Origin of the sequence: Akkermansia sp. JRP_AM1 (assembly GCF_049262625.1) — a bacterium.
GTDB lineage: Bacteria > Verrucomicrobiota > Verrucomicrobiia > Verrucomicrobiales > Akkermansiaceae > Akkermansia > Akkermansia massiliensis.
This window is the reverse complement of sequence record NZ_CP118234.1, coordinates 2,753,783-2,770,068: the sequence shown is the minus strand read 5'-3', so window position 1 is coordinate 2,770,068 and position 16,286 is coordinate 2,753,783. Positions and strand designations below refer to the sequence as shown.

Genomic DNA, 16,286 nt, shown 5'->3' with positions numbered 1-16,286 from the left:
TAAAAACTTTTTTTGCATCTGTCTGAATGACTGTGTTTAATATTTTCCGTAACGGCTTGCGAAGCGGCATCTGTGAATTGATCCGCTGTAAGATGATGTGCCGTGATTATTCAACTTTTAAATTGTACATATCTTGTTATGAAATTTATTTCAAACGGCCCAATAGCCACGCTATATTCTGACCGAGATTTTTCATATTCGCGACGGCTTCTTCATCTTTCATCGCCTCACCGGGCAGACGGCCATAAGCGATGTTCCAATAAGTAGAGCCTGCAACAAACATTTCCTTGTTCAGGAAGAAATGGTTGATCGTGTCGATCGCGTTCATGGCCCCGGCACGGCGGGCAACCGCAACCGCTCCACCTACTTTGTGGCGGAACATCCCCGGATTTGTGTCGCTCACCACGCTGGCCCTTTCGATAACCGCTTTCAGTGTGGACGAGACATCTGCCGAATAGGTGGAAGACCCCAGGATAATGGCATCCGCTTTCACCATCTTATCATACAATTCCTGGAAAATATCATTGCCGAATACGCAGTTCCCTCTCCCTGCACAGCCGAAACACGCCTTGCAGGCGTTGACCGTGGAACCAGCCAATTGGACATGTTCCGTCTCATATCCTTCTTTTCCCAATTCTGCCAAGACTACATTCAGCATATCTGCCGTATTTCCGTCTTTCCGTGAACTGCCGTTGATTGCCAGTGCTTTCATTTTCCGCTCTTTGTGTGCACTATTGGATAATCCCGGCACATCGGCGGCATTTGCGGCGGCGATGACGAGCCCCATCCCTCCTGCGGTTGCCCCACCCATCTTTCTGAGCGCTTCGCGCCGTGTCATATGCTTTTCCCTGCTCATTTCCAACTATGTCTAGGATTCCAAATTTACATCATATCCTCATCCGGCATCCGTACCCGGTCTCCTGTGAACATCATCACCAATGAACGCCCTGCTGCGGTTCCAGCTCCTTCAGCGCATACTTCCTGGTACCCAGGCCTATCTGTTCGGCATAATCCACCGTGTGCCGCCCATGACGGCTTTCAATGCGCTCGATCAGGGGTTTGCTGTTGTCTCCGGCGGAAGGCTTGACGGCGTAAACGAGGTCCAGGCAGGCCTGGTCCAGCGCCACCGGGTCAAGGGAAGCCAGAATGCCGATGTCCTTCATCTCCGGGTCATGGGGGTGGGCATCGCAATCGCAGTCAATGGACAGCTTGTTCATCACGTTGATATACAGAATCCTGTCCCCGAAGTAATCGGCCACCGCCTGAGCGGAGGCGGCCATGGACTCCAGAAAGTCGTCCTGCGCGGCCAGATTGTTCCACACGGCGGCAACGTCCCGCGTTTTTCCGGCGGAATGGATGTACGCCTTGCCGCTTGCGGAAGCCACGCCGATGGACTGGTTCTTGATCACGCCGCCGAAGCCGCCCATGGCGTGCCCCTTGAAGTGGGCCAGGTTGATCATGAAATCGTAGTTCTTCAGATGGCTCCCCACGATGTCGTATTCCAGGTGCTTCCTGTCCTTTACCGGGATGGTGAACTCTCCCTCCGCGTCCATGATGTCCACCCTGGCAATGTCGGAAAAACCGTGCTCCTTCGCGGCACGGAGGTGGTCCTCCGTCCGGGACCGCTTGCCGCCGTAAGCCGTATTGCACTCTACGATGGTGCCGTTCACGCGGTGCACCAGGCCCTTGATCAGGGCCGGACTCAGGAAATTGCGGCCGCCCGGCTCCCCGGTGCTGATCTTGACGGCCGCCTTTCCCGTGGCCGGACGCCCCAGGGCCTCGTAAATCCTTACGAGAGCCTCCGGAGAAATCTCCTTCGTCATCCATACCCTGGAAGCTCCGTTCTTCTCCGCGGCCGCGCCCAGCGCATATTCCGGCAAGGCCAGGCACGCCAGGGCCGCGGTGGAAGACTGGAGCCACGCTCTTCTCGTCATATTGTTTCTCATGGCAACTTGATTGTTTGTTCTTGATGATCGTTCTTCGCGCTCTCTCCATTGAGACCTTTCAGGCCGCCGGACGCGTTCATGTTCCGGAAACGCGGCCGCCCAGCGTACGGCAGATTCTTTCCACCCCCTCAAGCAGCAGTTTCCGGGGACAGGCGATGTTCAGGCGGATGAAACAGCCCTCCGATTCCCCGTACATTTCCCCGCCGTTGACGAGCACCCGTCCCTCTTCCTCCAGCAAACGGACAATTTCCGCGGAGGAAAGCCCCAGCGCGGAGCAATCTATCCAGACCAGGTACGTTCCCTCCAGCGGCAGCACGCGGAGCTGCGGCAGGCGTTCGCCCAGCATGTCCCGGACCGTCTCGTAATTCCCGTAAAGGTAAAGCTTCAGCTCCTCCAGCCAGTCCTCTCCGCCGTTGTAGGCCGCTTCCAGAGCATCCACGGCGAAGGAATTGACATCGCACACCTCGTTGATGTTGATGGCCTTGTCAATCTTCCTCCGGACCTCCTCATCCGCCGCGACGATATTGGCGATCTGAATGCCCGCCAGATTAAAGGCCTTGCTGGGGGAAATGCAGGTGACGGAATGGCGCAGGGCCTCCTCCGAAAGGGAGGCGAACGGCGTGTAGGGATGGCCGGGATACGTCAGTTCGCAATGAATCTCGTCAGCCACCACCAGCACGCCGTTTCTGCAGCAGATATCCGCGATCTTCTCCAGCTCCGGCCTCGTCCAGACGCGCCCGGCGGGATTGTGGGGATTGCACAGGAGCAGGAGCTTGACGGCGGGATCGGACGCCTTCCGCTCCAGGTCCTCCGCGTCAAGCGCGTACTTCCCGTTCTCGTACTTCAGCGGGCTGGTTTCCGCCACGCACCCGTTATTGCGGATGGAGGAAAAAAAGCAATTGTACACGGGCGTCTGCACCAGCACCTTGTCCCCCGGAGCCGTCAGGGCCCGGATGATGGCGGACAGCGCGGGCACCACCCCCGTGGTGTAAATAATCCACTCCGGACTGATCTTCCAGCCGTGGCGGCGTTCAAACCAGTTCGTGACCGCCTCATAATAGGAATCCGGAACCCGCGTGTAGCCGAAAATGCCGTGTTCCGCCCTCTTCCGGATGGCCTCCGTCACCGCCGGAGCCGTGCGGAAATCCATGTCCGCCACCCACATGGGCAGAATGTCCGCCCGGGGCATGGAATCCCACTTGTAGGAATTCGTTCCCCGGCGCGGCACAACGGTGTCAAAATCGTACTTCATGCTGCTTCTCCCGACTGCGTTTTTCCTGTTTCAATGGAGCAGTTGGCCGGAGCCTTGCAGTGCTCGTCCAGAATAACCTCCCCGTACTCTTCCGCCACGATGCGTCCGCTGCGCGGGTTCTTGACGCTGTGCACTCGCCCCTTGATTTCCGCCTGCACGGAGGAATATTCAAAACAAAGGTCCGCATCCTCCCCGAACGTGCAGTTTTCCAGCACCAGGTTCTCCGCGTAGCACAACGCCTGCGTGCCGGAAATACGGCAATTCACCAGGCGGAGGTTTCTGGAATGCCAGCCCAGGTATTCCCCGTCCACCACGGAATCGTACACCGTCACGTCCTCCGTATTCCAGAAGGCGTCCTTGGAATGAATCTCCGCATTCCGGATCACCACATTCCTGCAATACTGGAAGGAGTAGTTCCCGTTCAGCCGGAAACCGTCAATGTCCATATTCTCCCCGTGCATGAACAGGTAATCGCCCTTGTCCGCCTGCACGTTGCGCAGCTCCGCGTTCCGGCAGTGCCAGCAGCATTCCAGGGCGTCCGTCAGGACCACGTTCTCCAGAACCATCCCGTCCATGTCCCGGAACATCTTGGGGGCTTCCACCCGCGTATCCTTCATGCGCAGGTTCCGGGAATACCAGATGGCGGCTCGGGCGCCTTCCCTGAACAGGCAATTCTCAATCAGCAAGCCGTCGTTGTGCCAGAAAGGGTACTTTCCCCGGAACTCGCACCGTACGGCTTCAATGTCGGAGCATTCCTTCAGGGCGGACTCTCCCGGATAAATCGTGACGTCTTCCAGCCTCAGATGATGGGAGGCAAACAAGGGGCGCTCCCCCTCGTAGGAAGTATTCTTAATCATTTTTTTGGTCATGGTGATGGGTTGGTAAAATGTTCTTTTGGAATTCATCATATGCGTTTAAGCGGCGGCAATCGGCATCCGGAAAAGGAAGACCGGGAAAAAGACGGGGAGCGGCATTCTCCGCATTCCTGGCCTTCTTCTTTCTTCCTTCAGGCTATTCCTTATAGTAACTGTAATGCAAAGGATTTTTAGCATTTTCTCGTTCATCATTTGTAATGTATTCATAATTAATAAATATTAACTGTCATAAAAATCATTTCATGAACCGTGAAATCATGAAAACAACTTCATTTTTCAGATTCCCGGCACGATATTCCCTTTCTGTACGCCATGGCGGCCGCAGGGGAAAGCGCGCGCCCTTTCCCGGCGGAATCTTCCGGAGGCGTTCTCCTCACCAGCGCGATGCTCCCCAGGATGACGAACAGCCCGGCCATCCGCGCCCACGTCATCCCTTCCCCTCCCGCCGCGCACCCCAGGACGACGGCCACCAGGGGGTTCACATAGGCGTGCGTCCCTACTTCCGCCGCCGGACGAACCTTCAGCAGCCAGATATAGCTGGTGTACGCCAGGACGGAGCCGAACAGCACCAGATAAAGGAGTGACAGCCACGCGGAAGCAGGAACTTCCTCCCAATCCATGTTCTCCGGCTCCTTCCGGACGAGGGCCCAGCACCAGAACATCACCCCCGCCGCGAGCATCTGCCACGCCGCCCCGCCCACATTGTTGACCGCCTCCTCCGCGCAGGAACGGTACTTGGCGTACAGCGTCCCCAAAGCCCAGGAAACGCAGCCGAAAACCAGCAGCAGGATACCGTGCGCGCCCTGGCCGCCCCCTTCCTCCCGTCCAAGCTGCTCCGCGAACAAAAGGCCCACTCCCAGGAATCCGGCCGCTATCCCCGCCAAAACGGAAATGCTCCGGAAATTCCTGCGCCACATGGGAACATCCAGCGCGATAATCCAGATGGCCGTGGACGATGCGATGATCGCCACCAGGCTGCTGCTCAAATACTGCTGGGCCAGCATGACGACGGCCATATCCACGAAAAGGAGGATAATGCCGCTGACGGCGGACTTCCGGACCAGGGGACCCCGGAAAATATCCTCCCCCCTTGCCCGCCCGGCCAGCAGCAGAAGGAGCCCCGCCGTGCAGAAGCGCATTCCGCCCAGCAGAAACGGAGGGAACCCCTGCAGCGCCGTCCCGATAAAATAATAGGTGGATCCCCACACCACGTAAATCATCAGATACGCGGTGATGACTCCCAGCCGGCCCGGCGGCTCCGTGATTGGATAAACAGCCATTGGAAAACCTCCATGAACTCTTTACTTGTTAAAAGGAGCCGCCTTCCTTCCGGGGAAAACCGGAGTCTTCCGGAACAACCGGAGCCTTTTCCCGTACGTCAGCATGCGCCAGCCCCATTCCAGGGGGCCGAACAGGCAGAACTTCAGCCAGACGCGGCTGAACAGCGCCTGGAACAGGAAGACGGAGGCAGCTACCAGTTCCACCTGCGCCAGCCCCAGCCGGGCCCCCAGGCGGAAGCCTATTCCGTAAAACAGGACGATGCCCAGCACGGACTGCCCGATGTAATTGGTCAGCGCCATCCGCCCGGGAGCCGCCAGCGCCCGGAACAAGGGAGCGTCCTTCCGGCGAAGGAACCACAGGCAGAAAACGGACACATACGCCAGGCTGAGGGGAATAACGCTGACGGCATACAGGAAGGCCCCGGCCACGGGCCCGCCGCCCAGCAGGTGAAGCGCATGGGCGGCGTACAGGAAGGAAAGGGGCAGCCCCGCCAGAAAACCGCAGCGGCATACCCTCTTCAACAGCGTCCGCCGCCTCTCCAGATTCGCATAAATTCCGTTCCTTCCCACATACAGCCCCAGCAGGAACAAGCCCAGCACCTTGAAGACGCGGTTGCTCTCCAGCAGCTCCTGGACGCGGATGAACGCCCCGGACAGGGTGAACTTCAGAACGTCGGAATAATGTTCCCCGTCCACCAGCCATCTGCCGAAATTCGCGTCCGTAATCCCGCTGAGACCGTTGAAATACCGTACTGCGCCCCCCACCGGGGCGGCGAGGTCAAACCGGTAGCCTGAAAAAACCTTCAGGGCATCCATGAGAACGGGGCAGAAAACAAGCGCGGCGGCAATCGCCAGCAGCTTTCTGTCCGGCACATTCCGGAACAGCGGCAGCAGCAGGCCGGCCAGCGCATACAGAAGCAGGATGTCCCCGCTCCACAGGAGCATCAGGTGCAGCAGCCCGATCAGGGCCAGAAGGCCCATCCTGCGGTAAAAAACGGCGATGCCGTCGCGCCCCTTCTCCATGGAATGGGACATCATGATGGAAAAGCCGATGCCGAACAACAGGGAAAACAGGCTGTAAAACTTGCCGTCAATAAACACGTACTGGAGGAAGCGGACCACCCGGTCGATTCCGGCGGTGGGCATGGCGGAAACAACCTCCGGACTCTGGAACGTGTACAGGGAAAACTCCGGAAAATTCGCCAGGCAGATGCCGAAAAGCGCCAGTCCCCTCAAGGCGTCTAGAATCACGGAACGCTCCCGCGTGCTGACGGGCCCCATCCTGTCAACGGGAGGCATCCGCCCCTCCTTTCCCATCACCGGGCACCGCAGCGCACGCATTCAATAAATGTTTTATTTTCATATCATTAAAAAAATCTCATGTATCTTTAATATCTTTTCTCCCAAAAAAATGAGGCAACAGGCCCCCGCCCGGGAAAAACAGCCTTCTCCCGATTCCTTAAAAAAGGAACGCTGCCCCATCCCGGAGAACCGGGATAAAAACCTGCCGGACAAACCGGAAGGTCAGCGTTTCACGTCAATGGTCACGCGGATCTTTCCGGAAACATCCAGCGCCTTCATCCCTTCCCCGTCCACGCTCCCCAGAATCACCAGGCCGCGGGACGGCTCGAAGGCCTTCCTGAAAATGCACAAATTGCCCCACGGGGCGTAATAGGCGATGGCCCCCCGGAAGGGTTTCCCCATGGCCGGAGACCCGGCGGTGGACAACTTGCCGGGCAGAGGGCTGATCTTCTCGGTATCGCCGTAATCCTCCAGCGTCAGCGTCAGGGGAAGCCGGGCCACGAAATCCCTGGCGGCGGCATTGTCCTGAAGAGTGGCGGCAATTTCCTTTTCTCCTGCTTTAATCGTAATATTCATGGTGTTCGGGGATGGCTGGGGAGTCTCCGGCTCCGCGGCGCAACAGGGGGCAAGGAAAGCCCCTGCCGCGTACAAATATGGTAATAATTTTTTCATCGTCTATATTTTAATAGGAATGGCTGCCCGGCAGGATTGAACGGGACCGGGAATCCCCGCGAAGAAGGAAAAAACGGCTGCCGGCCTTCTCCGGCAACGGAAGGCGCACCACAGGCAGGAGAGAAGCCGGAAACATTGCCGGAGCTTTCTTCCCGCGGCGCCCCCATCCCCACCCGGGAAATCGGACGCCGCGGGAAGCTGTCTCACCTATCCTCGCTGGGCGCAAAAAACATTCTATATGAAATCCGGTTGATATTATTCCATGGGCGGTTTTACGGCTGATCTTCTTTAGTGGGGAAAAAGGCTCAAACCCCTATCCCCATGATTCTGGCCTGCTTCATGGCCGGATTGCCCTTGATGCCGCCCATCTTCCAGGCCCCGGTGCCGTAAACCACGCCTTTCTCCACCGCCCCTTCCAGGCAGTCCAGAAAACCGCGGAAGCACTCCACGGTGCGCTCCATATTGGCCCGGTTATCCTCCGCCGCGGCCAGAATGAAGTAAAACTCCTTGTCACGGATGTCCAGATAACGGGGGACCGTGCGGTCGATAAACGTCTTCATCTGGCCGCACAGCGTATAAAAATACACGGGAGTGGCCAGCACGATGACATCCGCTTCCAGCAGCTTGTCCAGCAACTCTTCCATATCGTCCTTCTGGAGGCAGGCGTGGGTGTCATGGCACACGCCGCAGCCGCGGCAATAGCCGATGCGCTTCTCCGCCAGGCGCACCTTCTCCACGTCATGCCCTGCGTCCCGCGCCCCCTTCATGAACTCATCGCACAGGAGGTCGGAATTGCCGCCCTTGCGCGGACTGGAGGAAATGATTAAAATCTTCTTGCTCATGGTACAGGCTCCCCGGCTTACAGATAAGACTTCCGGTAAATGGAAACGCAATCCTCCACGGACAGCTCCGCGCGGTCGCACTGGAACAGGAACCCCATGGTTTCCCGCGCATTGTGAGCCATTTTCCCGAACTCCTCCGGCGCAATGCCGTAATCGCTCATGCGCAGGCCGCTTACGCCGCAATCCCGTTGCAGCCTGTCCAGCATGGTGATGAAATCCATGGGGTCCGCCGCCTCCGGCATTCCCATGGCCTGCGCCATGCGGACAAAGCGTTCATCCGCCACATGCCGTTCAATCAGGTGCGTAAAATACGCCTTGCTGATCATGATGAGGCCGGCCCCGTGGGGCAGCTCCTGATGGTAGGCGGACAAGGCATGCTCCAGGGAATGCTCGCTGGTGCAGCGGCCCACGCACATCACGTAGCCGGACAGGGTATTGCCGAAGGCCACATGGGTACGGGCCTTCAGGTCGGAGCCGTCGGCCACCGCCCTGGGCAGGTAGCGGCTGATATGCTTAATGGCCTCCAGGGCGTACATGTCGCTCATCAGGTTCGTGCCGTTGGAAACGTAACCCTCCACGCTGTGGAACAGGGCGTCAAAGCCCTGGAAGGCCGTAAACAGCGGAGGAACGGTAAGCATCAGCTCCGGGTCCACGATGGAAAGCGCCGGAAACAGGTCCGGATGGACAAAGCCCGTCTTTTCATGCGTTTTCTCGTTCGTGATGACAGTGCCCGCGTCCGCCTCCGATCCGGTGCCGGCGGTGGTGGTAATGGCAACGATCGGCAGGGGCCTGTTGGAAACCGACTTCCCCTTCCCCGTGCCGGAGGGAATGTAATCCCAGTAATCGCCGTCATTCACTGCGATCAGCGCGATGGACTTGGCGGCGTCCATGCAGCTCCCTCCGCCCAGGGCGATGATAAAATCGCAGCCGTGTTCCCGGGCGAACCGGCCTCCGGCATTGACGGTTGAATTCAGGGGATTGGGCTCCACCCGGTCAAAGATGGCGCAGGCGATTCCGGCCTTGTCCAGTTGCCCCGTGAGGCGGTCCAGATAACCGTTGGCCCGGGTGGATTTCCCGTTGGAAATGACAATCATGGCCTTGCGGCCCGGCAATGCTTCCGCATGCAGGTTCTCCAGTTGCCCGGCCCCGAAAAGAAGCCGGGTGGGCACATGCATGAGAAAGGCGGAATGGGTATGGTTTGACATGATGACAGGTTGGTTTAAAGGCCGCTTCCCGGACTCCCGGAACACCCGTCCGGAAACGGGAAGCAACACACTACCTATCATCTAAAAGGTTACACCTGCTCTAATGAAAGAAAAATCTTAAAAATAATTTTATCTTTATTTTAAATAACTTATTACCAAATATTTCCGACACAAAAAAATAATTATCCCCTGCCATTTCCTCCTCAAAAAAGAGACGATTTCTATTCATTCCCCCCACCGCCACGGAGAAGCTCCGCAACAATGGAAGCTCATCCGGACTCCGGTTCCCCACTGGAACCTTTCATTCCTTCGCAAGCCGTTTCAACCGAGGGAAAACGGACCCGGCTTCATCAAACGCAGTCCCTGTTTATTTCCGGGAGCGGCGCCACAAAAAAACGCTCAGGAACTCCGGCCAGGGTCCGGCTTACGGCCTTATGGAACAGGATGGCTTGGAAGCCTGCAAATCGGAATTATCCATTTCCACGGCCAGCCAGAATACGCCGACGGCCAACAGGCCGAAAGCACAAGCCCCCGCAACGGAAAGAACGGTCATCACCATTTTCTGCCGTTCCGCCTTTGCCCTGCATTGACGGACCAGCGTTTGCACTGCGCCGCAGACTGCCCCCAGGCGGCCGCGCCATCCTTCTTCCCCGGAGGGCTGTCTTTTGGGATGCAGGTCGGGCCTCATCATCACGGAATACGGGAACGGCTCCGGCTTCATCATGGAAATGTCCAAAGGCATGTACTTCATGACTTCTTTTTTAACGATATTCGTTAATCAGTCAACATATTTTTCACGGATTTAATTTACTTCTTTCTATCGACAATTCACGAAAATCGTGTATCATCAAACCATGACACCGACAAAAGGGGACGTGAAAAACTGGCTGAAAGCCATCGGAAAGGACCGTGACTGGCTCGCCAGGGAATGCGGCACGGAGAAAGGAACGGTCAACAACTGGCTTTCCCCCTCCGGCCCCTTCCCCTCCAACGCCATTTTGAAAATCCACTCCCTGATGTCCCAATACGGGCCGGCTCAGCCGGAAAATGAGGCTATCCAGACCAACCGCCTTGTGCTGGAAATCACGGAGGAACGCATGAGGAAATACGAAAGGGCCGCCTCTGAAAAGGGAGTTCCCCTGCGCCAGTGGCTGACGGAACTGGCGGACCAGGCGGCGGACGCGCGCCAGCTCCGGACGGGGCAAAGCTCCTTCATTCCCTTGGCGGAACAACTCCCGTCCCTTGCCGGACATGCCGGGCGCGAATACAGCACGCAGATTGTCGGCAACATCGCCGCGGGCTCCCTTGCGGAAAGCGATACCGTCCCGTCCACCATTTACATGGAAAGGCCCTTGGGCAAAAATGAATACGTGGTCCGCGTAGAAGGAAAATCCATGGAACCCCTCATCCCGGACGGCGCGCTGGTAGTCATGCGGCGCCATACGGCTCCGCCCGTCCCCAAGCCGGGAACCATCGTGGAATACAACGACGGACGCGGCGTCACGCTGAAAAAACTGATCCGGAAGAAAAATGCGGAAACGGGAAAAATGGAACATGTCCTGCAACCCATCAATCCCGCGTTCAAGGATATTGCCCCCATGGAGGGAGGCAGCATCTCCGGAATATACGTGGAAACGCTAGCGAACTACCGCAAGGGGTAGCCTTCTGCCCCATCATACAGGAAAAGGCGCTCCCTGTTCCCCATCCACTCCCGCCTCTAAAGCCGTCTTCTCTCCCTGCCCGGCGGTGATTCCCCCTATTCCCCCATTCCCCCTATTCCCCCTATTCCCCCTATTCCCCCTATTCCCCCTATTCCCCCCTATAAAGCCCTATGATAAAGGACAATGGATGAAAGAACTTGCAGGGTGGAATGGTATTTGATTAGGTAACGCGAAAACTGCGCCTCCGGATGATTTCTCCCCTGTACGGGGCTATCCGTAGCGGGGAATGGGCTGATACGGCGGACACTCTCTCAAAGCAAAACAAAAACAACATTAAAAAACAGCTTCTCCTATGTCGAACTCACAGAACTCTCCCATCCCACCCGGAAGTGAAAAACATCACTACCACATTCTTGACGGATTGCGCGGGGTGGCCGCCATTGTCGTCGTGTGGTTCCATATCTTTGAAGCATACGCCACCAGCCATGTGGACCAAATCATCAACCACGGCTACCTGGCCGTTGACTTCTTCTTCATGCTGTCCGGGTTCGTCATCGGTTACGCCTACGACAACCGCTGGAAAACGATGACGACCGGGGAATTCATCAAGCGCCGCCTCATACGCCTGCAGCCCATGGTGGCGATCGGGGCGGTCATCGGCGCACTCATCTTTTATTTCCAGGGCTGTTCCGTATGGGATGTGTCCCAGGTCACGGTCATCTCCCTGCTGGTCGCCACCTTCGTCAATGTCCTGCTGATTCCGTCGCCTCCCGGTCTGGAAATCCGGGGACTGGGAGAGATGTACCCGCTCAACGGGCCAAGCTGGTCGCTATTCTTTGAATACATCGGCAACCTTCTCTATGCGCTGTTCATCCGGAAACTCTCCACGCGCTCCCTGGCGGCGCTGGTGATCCTGGCCGGATGCGGCCTGGCTTCCTTCAGCTTCTGGGGGCCCAATGGAGACATATGCTCCGGCTTCGCCATGACCGGCACGGAATGGACAGGCGGCTCCCTGCGCCTGCTGTACTCCTTCTCCGCCGGGCTGCTTCTGTTCCGCCTGTTCAAGCCCGTCAACATCAAGGGTTCCTTCTGGCTGTGCGGCATCTCCCTCGCCATCCTGCTGGCCATGCCCCGCCTGGGAGGAGAAGACGCTTTCTGGATGAACAGCCTCTATGAAACCGTGTGCTTCGCGGTCTTCTTCCCCCTTATCCTCCTCTTTGGCGCTTCCGGAAAAATCACTGATCCCTATACGGATAAAATATGCCGGTTCCTGGGCAGAATCTCCTACCCCCTGTACATGGTGCATTACCCGTTCATCTATCTGTATTATGCGTGGGTGAAAAACGGAGACCTCTCCTTCTCTGAATCCCTCCCCGGTGCCCTGGCCGTCGTCATCGGGAGCATCCTGCTGGCCTGGCTGTGCCTGAAATTCTACGATGAACCGGTCCGGAGCTTCCTGGCGAAGCATTTCCTGAAACGGAAAAATAACCGCAGCCTTGAGCCTTCATCTTCCGTACTCCAAAAAAGACGGACGGCTAAAAGCCGCCCGTCTGAATGCGAACCAATGTTCCTGCTGTCGTTTGATTCGGACAGCCGCTTCAAGCGTTACTGTCCATCAGTCCAGAGCAGGCCATGACCGTTATTTACGCCTGCCTCACGCTTGGACAGTTTGCGTGATGACGACTTTTTCATAGGCTTTAACTCCGGCCGCCTCATGGTTGCCATCCGTCGCAAGGATGAGCGAGCCATTCCGCGTTTCTTCCGCAGCTCCGGCTGATACGGTCACGACAGCGCCGTTCTCCCAATGCTCCGCACCTGCGTCCAGCCAGTCGGGCTTTGAAACCAGCGTCCATGCAGAACCGGCGCCGGAATTCAGCGTCAACGAAGAGCTTCCCCGGCAGAAGGCAGATCAATACCGGATAAAGGAGCATTCGAATTGCGCTCAACCCATTTGGAACGGGAATAGGGAAGCGGCTGCTTGCCGAGCCAGTCCCTCAGCTTGTTATCTTCCACGTGCGCTATGGCGGAATAAATTTCACTGTTACCATGAAACAGCAATTGAGCTTCAGTGATAGCGTAACCCTGTGAGGCCGGCGTAGCGGCGATAAGCTTCAGTTCTCCTGAGGGCGTCACGTAATACACGTCCAGATACTGGTGGCGGTAGGCATAAATGAGGCGTGCCATTTTAACATTGTAAAATTCCTCCGGCATATCCCATTCATAAACGCTCAGCACCCCCGGAGCCACGGCGGAATTCGAGAGCCTGGAATGATATTTCACCCGGAATTTGCGCAGAGCACTGTCGATTTGAAGACTGATATAAATGCCGGCGGCATTGCCTGTTTGCCGTATGGTATGGGCATAGGCATAATGATCTTCCGGAGGAGCGGTAAAATCCGCAAACGTGCATGAGCCCACCTCAAAAACGGCCCGTTCATCCGGAACAAAATTGATTTGTACGACAACCTTGTCCTTGCTCCACCATCCCCACGGGTTTCCGGTGCCTCCCACTTTTACCGGCCTTCCGTCGGCAGGCCTGGAGATATTGAACCCCATAGGCCCCTTCTGCTTAACCGTCGCGTTGAAGGCGCTTATCAGAGGTATGCAGGAACAAGCCGTCACCTTCGCGAGCATGCGCCCGGTTTCCAGTGCGTCCGATGTTACGGGGCCGTTCAGAACGACAGCCCCGTTGAATGTTTCCACGCCTGCGTGCGTGTTGTTGCCGGTGTAAGTGCCGGATGAGTCAGGAATAGCGGCGGCGGAATTCCAGGCCGTACGCTCTTCTTCCGTAAGATGCATCGTTGTATTCCCGGTATGTCCGGTTACTTCCTCCTGGGATGCCAGGGTGACTCCATTGAGAATATTAATAGTATTCATGGTTTTGTTTATTATTGTTACTTGTAATGAAGTGGCATGACGACTCTGCTGCCTTCATATCCATGATGGTAACTCCGAAAACATTCTCACTCGCGAAAAGCCTGCGGTCTTCCCGGATTTTGACAGCTTCAACGGTTAGGCGGCTTCTATGGTGTTTCCACAGGAGCCCTTTTTCCAGCCGGGACAACAGGAATCTGATCCAGCCATCCCCTAGTTTAACGTGTCCTCCATTTTCCGAATACACAGCAATCATTGCTGCCACTTCAAAAAAATCCTGTATCTGTTGCAGAAAAATAGCATCCTGCATGAAGCGTCAACTTCCTCCAGGATATTTCTCCACCCTATCTTAAAACATTCATCGTCAATGATTTTCTAAATATACAACAGACAGCCTTGATTTTATTGACTGTAACATTCAGGTTTCAGCAGGCAGTAACGGTTTTGACGATAATTCCGGTTACTCGGGATAATAGGATACTATTAGAACGGCCCGCAATTGTTATTCTCTGAAAACAAAAAACTTCCTGAAATTAGGAAGTTAAAAATGGAGCGGATGATGGGTTTGTGATAAATTACAATCAGATATTTACGTCAATCTGTAACACTTCTGTAATGCCTGTATGACAAAAAAGATGCCTGCCGGGATGCTTCGATTTCAATAACCCTTACGCGAATTGTCAAATCTACAACTGAATTGACACTCGGCAACTTGCAAAAGTCCTGTCCATGCCTCCTGATGGAGACATGCCAAATAATTACACCCTTCCCATCTCCGATCTTTATCAGGAGACCTACGACAACCAGTGGCAGGAGCAAATCCAGCAGGCCACTTCCCGCCTGGAACGCTTCTGCGTTATCAAGTCCGGTCTAACGGGCAAGCTTCAGGAGTTCAGCTTCGTGGGCACCACGGAATTGGACGAGAAGCAGGGGCGCATGCAGGACATTGTTCTGGATGAACTTGACTACTTCAAGCGTCGGATGCTTCCGGTGAGCTTCTCCAAGCACCTGGGCTACGATGAAGACGACGATATTTTCCTGCATGGTCTGGATGCCCCCGTCACCCAAACCATCAATGCCCTCAAGTATGCCGCGGCCCGCAAGATGGACGACGTACTGTTCGGCCTGAAAAAGCAGGGCGGCCTTTACGTTCCCTCCAAGGGCGGCATTTTCGGAACGGCGTTTGCCGGCAACGACGGCATGGACAAGCTGGAACTGCTGGCTGAAAATGTCGTGCCTGTCAACCACACCGGAAGCACGGCCAAGGAATGCCCGATGACGATTGAAAAGCTCAACCGGGGCATTACGCTCTTGCAGGAGAACGGTATCCTCGACGACGCTTCCAACGCCTACGGCGACCAGGTGTGCTGCGCCATCACTCCCCGCATGCGTGAAGCCCTGATCAATGACGAGCGCCTGCAGAAGACCGATTTCGGCTTTGCATCCCTTCGCAAGACCAACGGCGCCCTGGACCCCATCATGGGCATTCAGTTCGTCATTGCTCCCAATCTGCCGATTGACGAGGAAGGAAACATCATCTGCCCCATGTGGATGAAGAATTCCCTGTATTTCGGCTCCTGGAAGCAGAACAAGGTGACGGTGGAGAAGCGAACCGACAAGGAAGATACCATTCAGATCGGCCTCAAGACCATCATGGGGTCCACTCGCATGCGCGAAGAAGCCTTCCTGCAGATCAAGTGCAAGCCCCTTGTTTAAAACATTCAATCCTACATTAAATCATCATGGCAACGTATCAAACAACCATTGCTGAAAAACAGCTCGCCCTGGCGGACCGCATCGGTCTGCCAACAGTTCCGCAGCTTGCGGCCATCCATACCAGAGCCGGGGTCCATGTGGCTACGGCGGAATTCACGATGCCCGCATCCGTGGCGGCCGATGACCTGATCGCCATCTGCAATGTTCCCTGCGGCGCCCGCGTGCTCCCCAGCTTTCCCACATTATTTCCGAAGGTGTGGGGACGCTGCAGCTGACCGTAGGCACGCAGGACATGGCGGATGCTTATTCCGCCTCCCTGACCGTAACCGCGGCCGGAACCTACCAGCTGACGAAGGGTTCCCTGGCGGTTTCCGGCAAGCCGATGGATTCCACGACGATGCTTTATGCGAAGGTGGGCGGCACGCCGGCAGTAACCGCCGGCAAGAAGCTTGTCTTTGCCATTGCCTACGGCATTCAGTAATTCTTCCTCGTTGGTTTGTCCATAGGGCCGTCCCTGCAAGGGGGCGGCCCTTTTCGCTCTCCCGGCAAAAAGTAGTGACACTCGGCAACTTGCGCCAGCTTTCACCCTCCATTTATATTGGAAGGCAAATGAAGAGGATTTCCTTCAACGGGGGCGAGGTTTCGCCTGGGATTGCCGCGC

Annotated in this window: 18 protein-coding genes; 5 read left to right on the top strand and 13 right to left on the bottom strand. The window is 56.3% G+C overall.

The window, feature by feature from the left end; all coding sequences use genetic code 11:
- Positions 1 to 145 precede the first annotated feature (145 nt).
- The 10 genes from PVA48_RS13365 to PVA48_RS13320 all read right to left on the bottom strand — a co-directional run bounded on the left by PVA48_RS13365 (position 146) and on the right by PVA48_RS13320 (position 10,116).
- On the bottom strand, positions 146 to 856 hold the full coding sequence (locus PVA48_RS13365; protein WP_215451154.1) for a flavodoxin family protein: 711 nt from the start codon (positions 854 to 856) through the stop codon (positions 146 to 148).
- Positions 857 to 932: 76 nt separating this feature from the next.
- Positions 933 to 1,946 (bottom strand): DUF362 domain-containing protein, encoded by a 1,014-nt coding sequence (locus tag PVA48_RS13360; RefSeq protein WP_102728135.1) that lies wholly within the window; start codon positions 1,944 to 1,946, stop codon positions 933 to 935.
- Between the two features lie 76 nt (positions 1,947 to 2,022).
- Positions 2,023 to 3,198, bottom strand: coding sequence for a MalY/PatB family protein (locus PVA48_RS13355; RefSeq protein WP_102727808.1), 1,176 nt, complete (start codon positions 3,196 to 3,198; stop codon positions 2,023 to 2,025).
- Positions 3,195 to 4,067 (bottom strand): DUF3737 family protein, encoded by an 873-nt coding sequence (locus tag PVA48_RS13350; RefSeq protein ID WP_102727817.1) that lies wholly within the window; start codon positions 4,065 to 4,067, stop codon positions 3,195 to 3,197. Before PVA48_RS13350 ends, PVA48_RS13355 begins: the two co-directional genes overlap by 4 nt.
- Positions 4,068 to 4,342: 275 nt before the next feature.
- A complete protein-coding gene (locus PVA48_RS13345; protein WP_102728134.1) occupies positions 4,343 to 5,353 on the bottom strand; it encodes an EamA family transporter in 1,011 nt (336 codons plus the stop codon).
- A gap of 21 nt (positions 5,354 to 5,374) precedes the next feature.
- The gene (locus tag PVA48_RS13340) at positions 5,375 to 6,694 is read right to left on the bottom strand and encodes a DUF418 domain-containing protein (protein WP_215709528.1); all 1,320 of its coding nucleotides are present in this window, start codon (positions 6,692 to 6,694) and stop codon (positions 5,375 to 5,377) included.
- Between the two features lie 183 nt (positions 6,695 to 6,877).
- On the bottom strand, positions 6,878 to 7,231 hold the full coding sequence (locus PVA48_RS13335; RefSeq protein WP_022397142.1) for a cyclophilin-like fold protein: 354 nt from the start codon (positions 7,229 to 7,231) through the stop codon (positions 6,878 to 6,880).
- A 401-nt stretch (positions 7,232 to 7,632) separates the two neighbouring features.
- Positions 7,633 to 8,169 carry a flavodoxin family protein gene (locus PVA48_RS13330; RefSeq protein ID WP_102728133.1) on the bottom strand — a complete coding sequence of 179 codons (537 nt, stop codon included), beginning with the start codon at positions 8,167 to 8,169 and terminating at the stop codon, positions 7,633 to 7,635.
- Between the two features lie 17 nt (positions 8,170 to 8,186).
- The gene (locus PVA48_RS13325; RefSeq protein ID WP_249853042.1) at positions 8,187 to 9,374 is read right to left on the bottom strand and encodes an iron-containing alcohol dehydrogenase; all 1,188 of its coding nucleotides are present in this window, start codon (positions 9,372 to 9,374) and stop codon (positions 8,187 to 8,189) included.
- A 424-nt stretch (positions 9,375 to 9,798) separates the two neighbouring features.
- Complete coding sequence (locus PVA48_RS13320) at positions 9,799 to 10,116, bottom strand: hypothetical protein (protein ID WP_146019686.1); 318 nt, start codon at positions 10,114 to 10,116, stop codon at positions 9,799 to 9,801.
- A gap of 112 nt (positions 10,117 to 10,228) precedes the next feature.
- Between PVA48_RS13320 and PVA48_RS13315 the strand changes: the two genes are divergently transcribed.
- On the top strand, positions 10,229 to 11,035 hold the full coding sequence (locus PVA48_RS13315; RefSeq protein ID WP_102728131.1) for a LexA family protein: 807 nt from the start codon (positions 10,229 to 10,231) through the stop codon (positions 11,033 to 11,035).
- 352 nt (positions 11,036 to 11,387) lie between these two features.
- Positions 11,388 to 12,671 (top strand): acyltransferase family protein, encoded by a 1,284-nt coding sequence (locus PVA48_RS13310; RefSeq protein ID WP_423231889.1) that lies wholly within the window; start codon positions 11,388 to 11,390, stop codon positions 12,669 to 12,671.
- A gap of 18 nt (positions 12,672 to 12,689) precedes the next feature.
- Here PVA48_RS13310 and PVA48_RS13305 read toward each other — a convergent pair whose 3' ends face one another.
- Genes PVA48_RS13305 through PVA48_RS13295 form a run of 3 tightly spaced genes read right to left on the bottom strand, consistent with a single transcriptional unit; the run spans position 12,690 to position 14,219 of the window.
- The gene (locus PVA48_RS13305) at positions 12,690 to 12,917 is read right to left on the bottom strand and encodes a hypothetical protein (protein ID WP_423231888.1); all 228 of its coding nucleotides are present in this window, start codon (positions 12,915 to 12,917) and stop codon (positions 12,690 to 12,692) included.
- Complete coding sequence (locus PVA48_RS13300) at positions 12,914 to 13,912, bottom strand: hypothetical protein (protein WP_423231887.1); 999 nt, start codon at positions 13,910 to 13,912, stop codon at positions 12,914 to 12,916. Before PVA48_RS13300 ends, PVA48_RS13305 begins: the two co-directional genes overlap by 4 nt.
- On the bottom strand, positions 13,899 to 14,219 hold the full coding sequence (locus PVA48_RS13295; protein ID WP_423231886.1) for a hypothetical protein: 321 nt from the start codon (positions 14,217 to 14,219) through the stop codon (positions 13,899 to 13,901). Before PVA48_RS13295 ends, PVA48_RS13300 begins: the two co-directional genes overlap by 14 nt.
- 437 nt (positions 14,220 to 14,656) lie before the next feature.
- On the opposite strand from PVA48_RS13295, the gene PVA48_RS13290 reads away from it, so the two are divergent.
- The 3 genes from PVA48_RS13290 to PVA48_RS13280 are packed head-to-tail and all read left to right on the top strand — an operon-like array spanning position 14,657 to position 16,106.
- Positions 14,657 to 15,625, top strand: a complete 969-nt coding sequence (locus PVA48_RS13290; RefSeq protein WP_102731745.1) for a phage capsid protein — start codon at positions 14,657 to 14,659, stop codon at positions 15,623 to 15,625.
- A 26-nt stretch (positions 15,626 to 15,651) separates the two neighbouring features.
- Positions 15,652 to 15,900, top strand: coding sequence for a hypothetical protein (locus PVA48_RS13285; protein WP_423231756.1), 249 nt, complete (start codon positions 15,652 to 15,654; stop codon positions 15,898 to 15,900).
- Positions 15,882 to 16,106, top strand: coding sequence for a hypothetical protein (locus tag PVA48_RS13280; RefSeq protein WP_423231757.1), 225 nt, complete (start codon positions 15,882 to 15,884; stop codon positions 16,104 to 16,106). The genes PVA48_RS13285 and PVA48_RS13280 overlap by 19 nt, the downstream gene beginning before the upstream one ends.
- Positions 16,107 to 16,286: the final 180 nt, after the last annotated feature.

What these genes read in the sequence shown, in the direction of transcription:
- PVA48_RS13285 (WP_423231756.1), top strand. Translation starts at nt 15,652, where the DNA reads ATGGCAACGTATCAAACAACCATTGCTGAAAAACAGCTCGCCCTGGCG.
- PVA48_RS13330 (WP_102728133.1), bottom strand. Translation starts at nt 8,169, where the DNA reads ATGAGCAAGAAGATTTTAATCATTTCCTCCAGTCCGCGCAAGGGCGGC.
- PVA48_RS13315 (WP_102728131.1), top strand. Translation starts at nt 10,229, where the DNA reads ATGACACCGACAAAAGGGGACGTGAAAAACTGGCTGAAAGCCATCGGA.
- PVA48_RS13345 (WP_102728134.1), bottom strand. Translation starts at nt 5,353, where the DNA reads ATGGCTGTTTATCCAATCACGGAGCCGCCGGGCCGGCTGGGAGTCATC.
- PVA48_RS13300 (WP_423231887.1), bottom strand. Translation starts at nt 13,912, where the DNA reads ATGAATACTATTAATATTCTCAATGGAGTCACCCTGGCATCCCAGGAG.
- PVA48_RS13325 (WP_249853042.1), bottom strand. Translation starts at nt 9,374, where the DNA reads ATGTCAAACCATACCCATTCCGCCTTTCTCATGCATGTGCCCACCCGG.
- PVA48_RS13290 (WP_102731745.1), top strand. Translation starts at nt 14,657, where the DNA reads ATGCCAAATAATTACACCCTTCCCATCTCCGATCTTTATCAGGAGACC.
- PVA48_RS13350 (WP_102727817.1), bottom strand. Translation starts at nt 4,067, where the DNA reads ATGACCAAAAAAATGATTAAGAATACTTCCTACGAGGGGGAGCGCCCC.
- PVA48_RS13355 (WP_102727808.1), bottom strand. Translation starts at nt 3,198, where the DNA reads ATGAAGTACGATTTTGACACCGTTGTGCCGCGCCGGGGAACGAATTCC.
- PVA48_RS13295 (WP_423231886.1), bottom strand. Translation starts at nt 14,219, where the DNA reads ATGCAGGATGCTATTTTTCTGCAACAGATACAGGATTTTTTTGAAGTG.
- PVA48_RS13360 (WP_102728135.1), bottom strand. Translation starts at nt 1,946, where the DNA reads ATGAGAAACAATATGACGAGAAGAGCGTGGCTCCAGTCTTCCACCGCG.
- PVA48_RS13320 (WP_146019686.1), bottom strand. Translation starts at nt 10,116, where the DNA reads ATGCCTTTGGACATTTCCATGATGAAGCCGGAGCCGTTCCCGTATTCC.
- PVA48_RS13340 (WP_215709528.1), bottom strand. Translation starts at nt 6,694, where the DNA reads ATGCGTGCGCTGCGGTGCCCGGTGATGGGAAAGGAGGGGCGGATGCCT.
- PVA48_RS13365 (WP_215451154.1), bottom strand. Translation starts at nt 856, where the DNA reads ATGAGCAGGGAAAAGCATATGACACGGCGCGAAGCGCTCAGAAAGATG.
- PVA48_RS13335 (WP_022397142.1), bottom strand. Translation starts at nt 7,231, where the DNA reads ATGAATATTACGATTAAAGCAGGAGAAAAGGAAATTGCCGCCACTCTT.
- PVA48_RS13310 (WP_423231889.1), top strand. Translation starts at nt 11,388, where the DNA reads ATGTCGAACTCACAGAACTCTCCCATCCCACCCGGAAGTGAAAAACAT.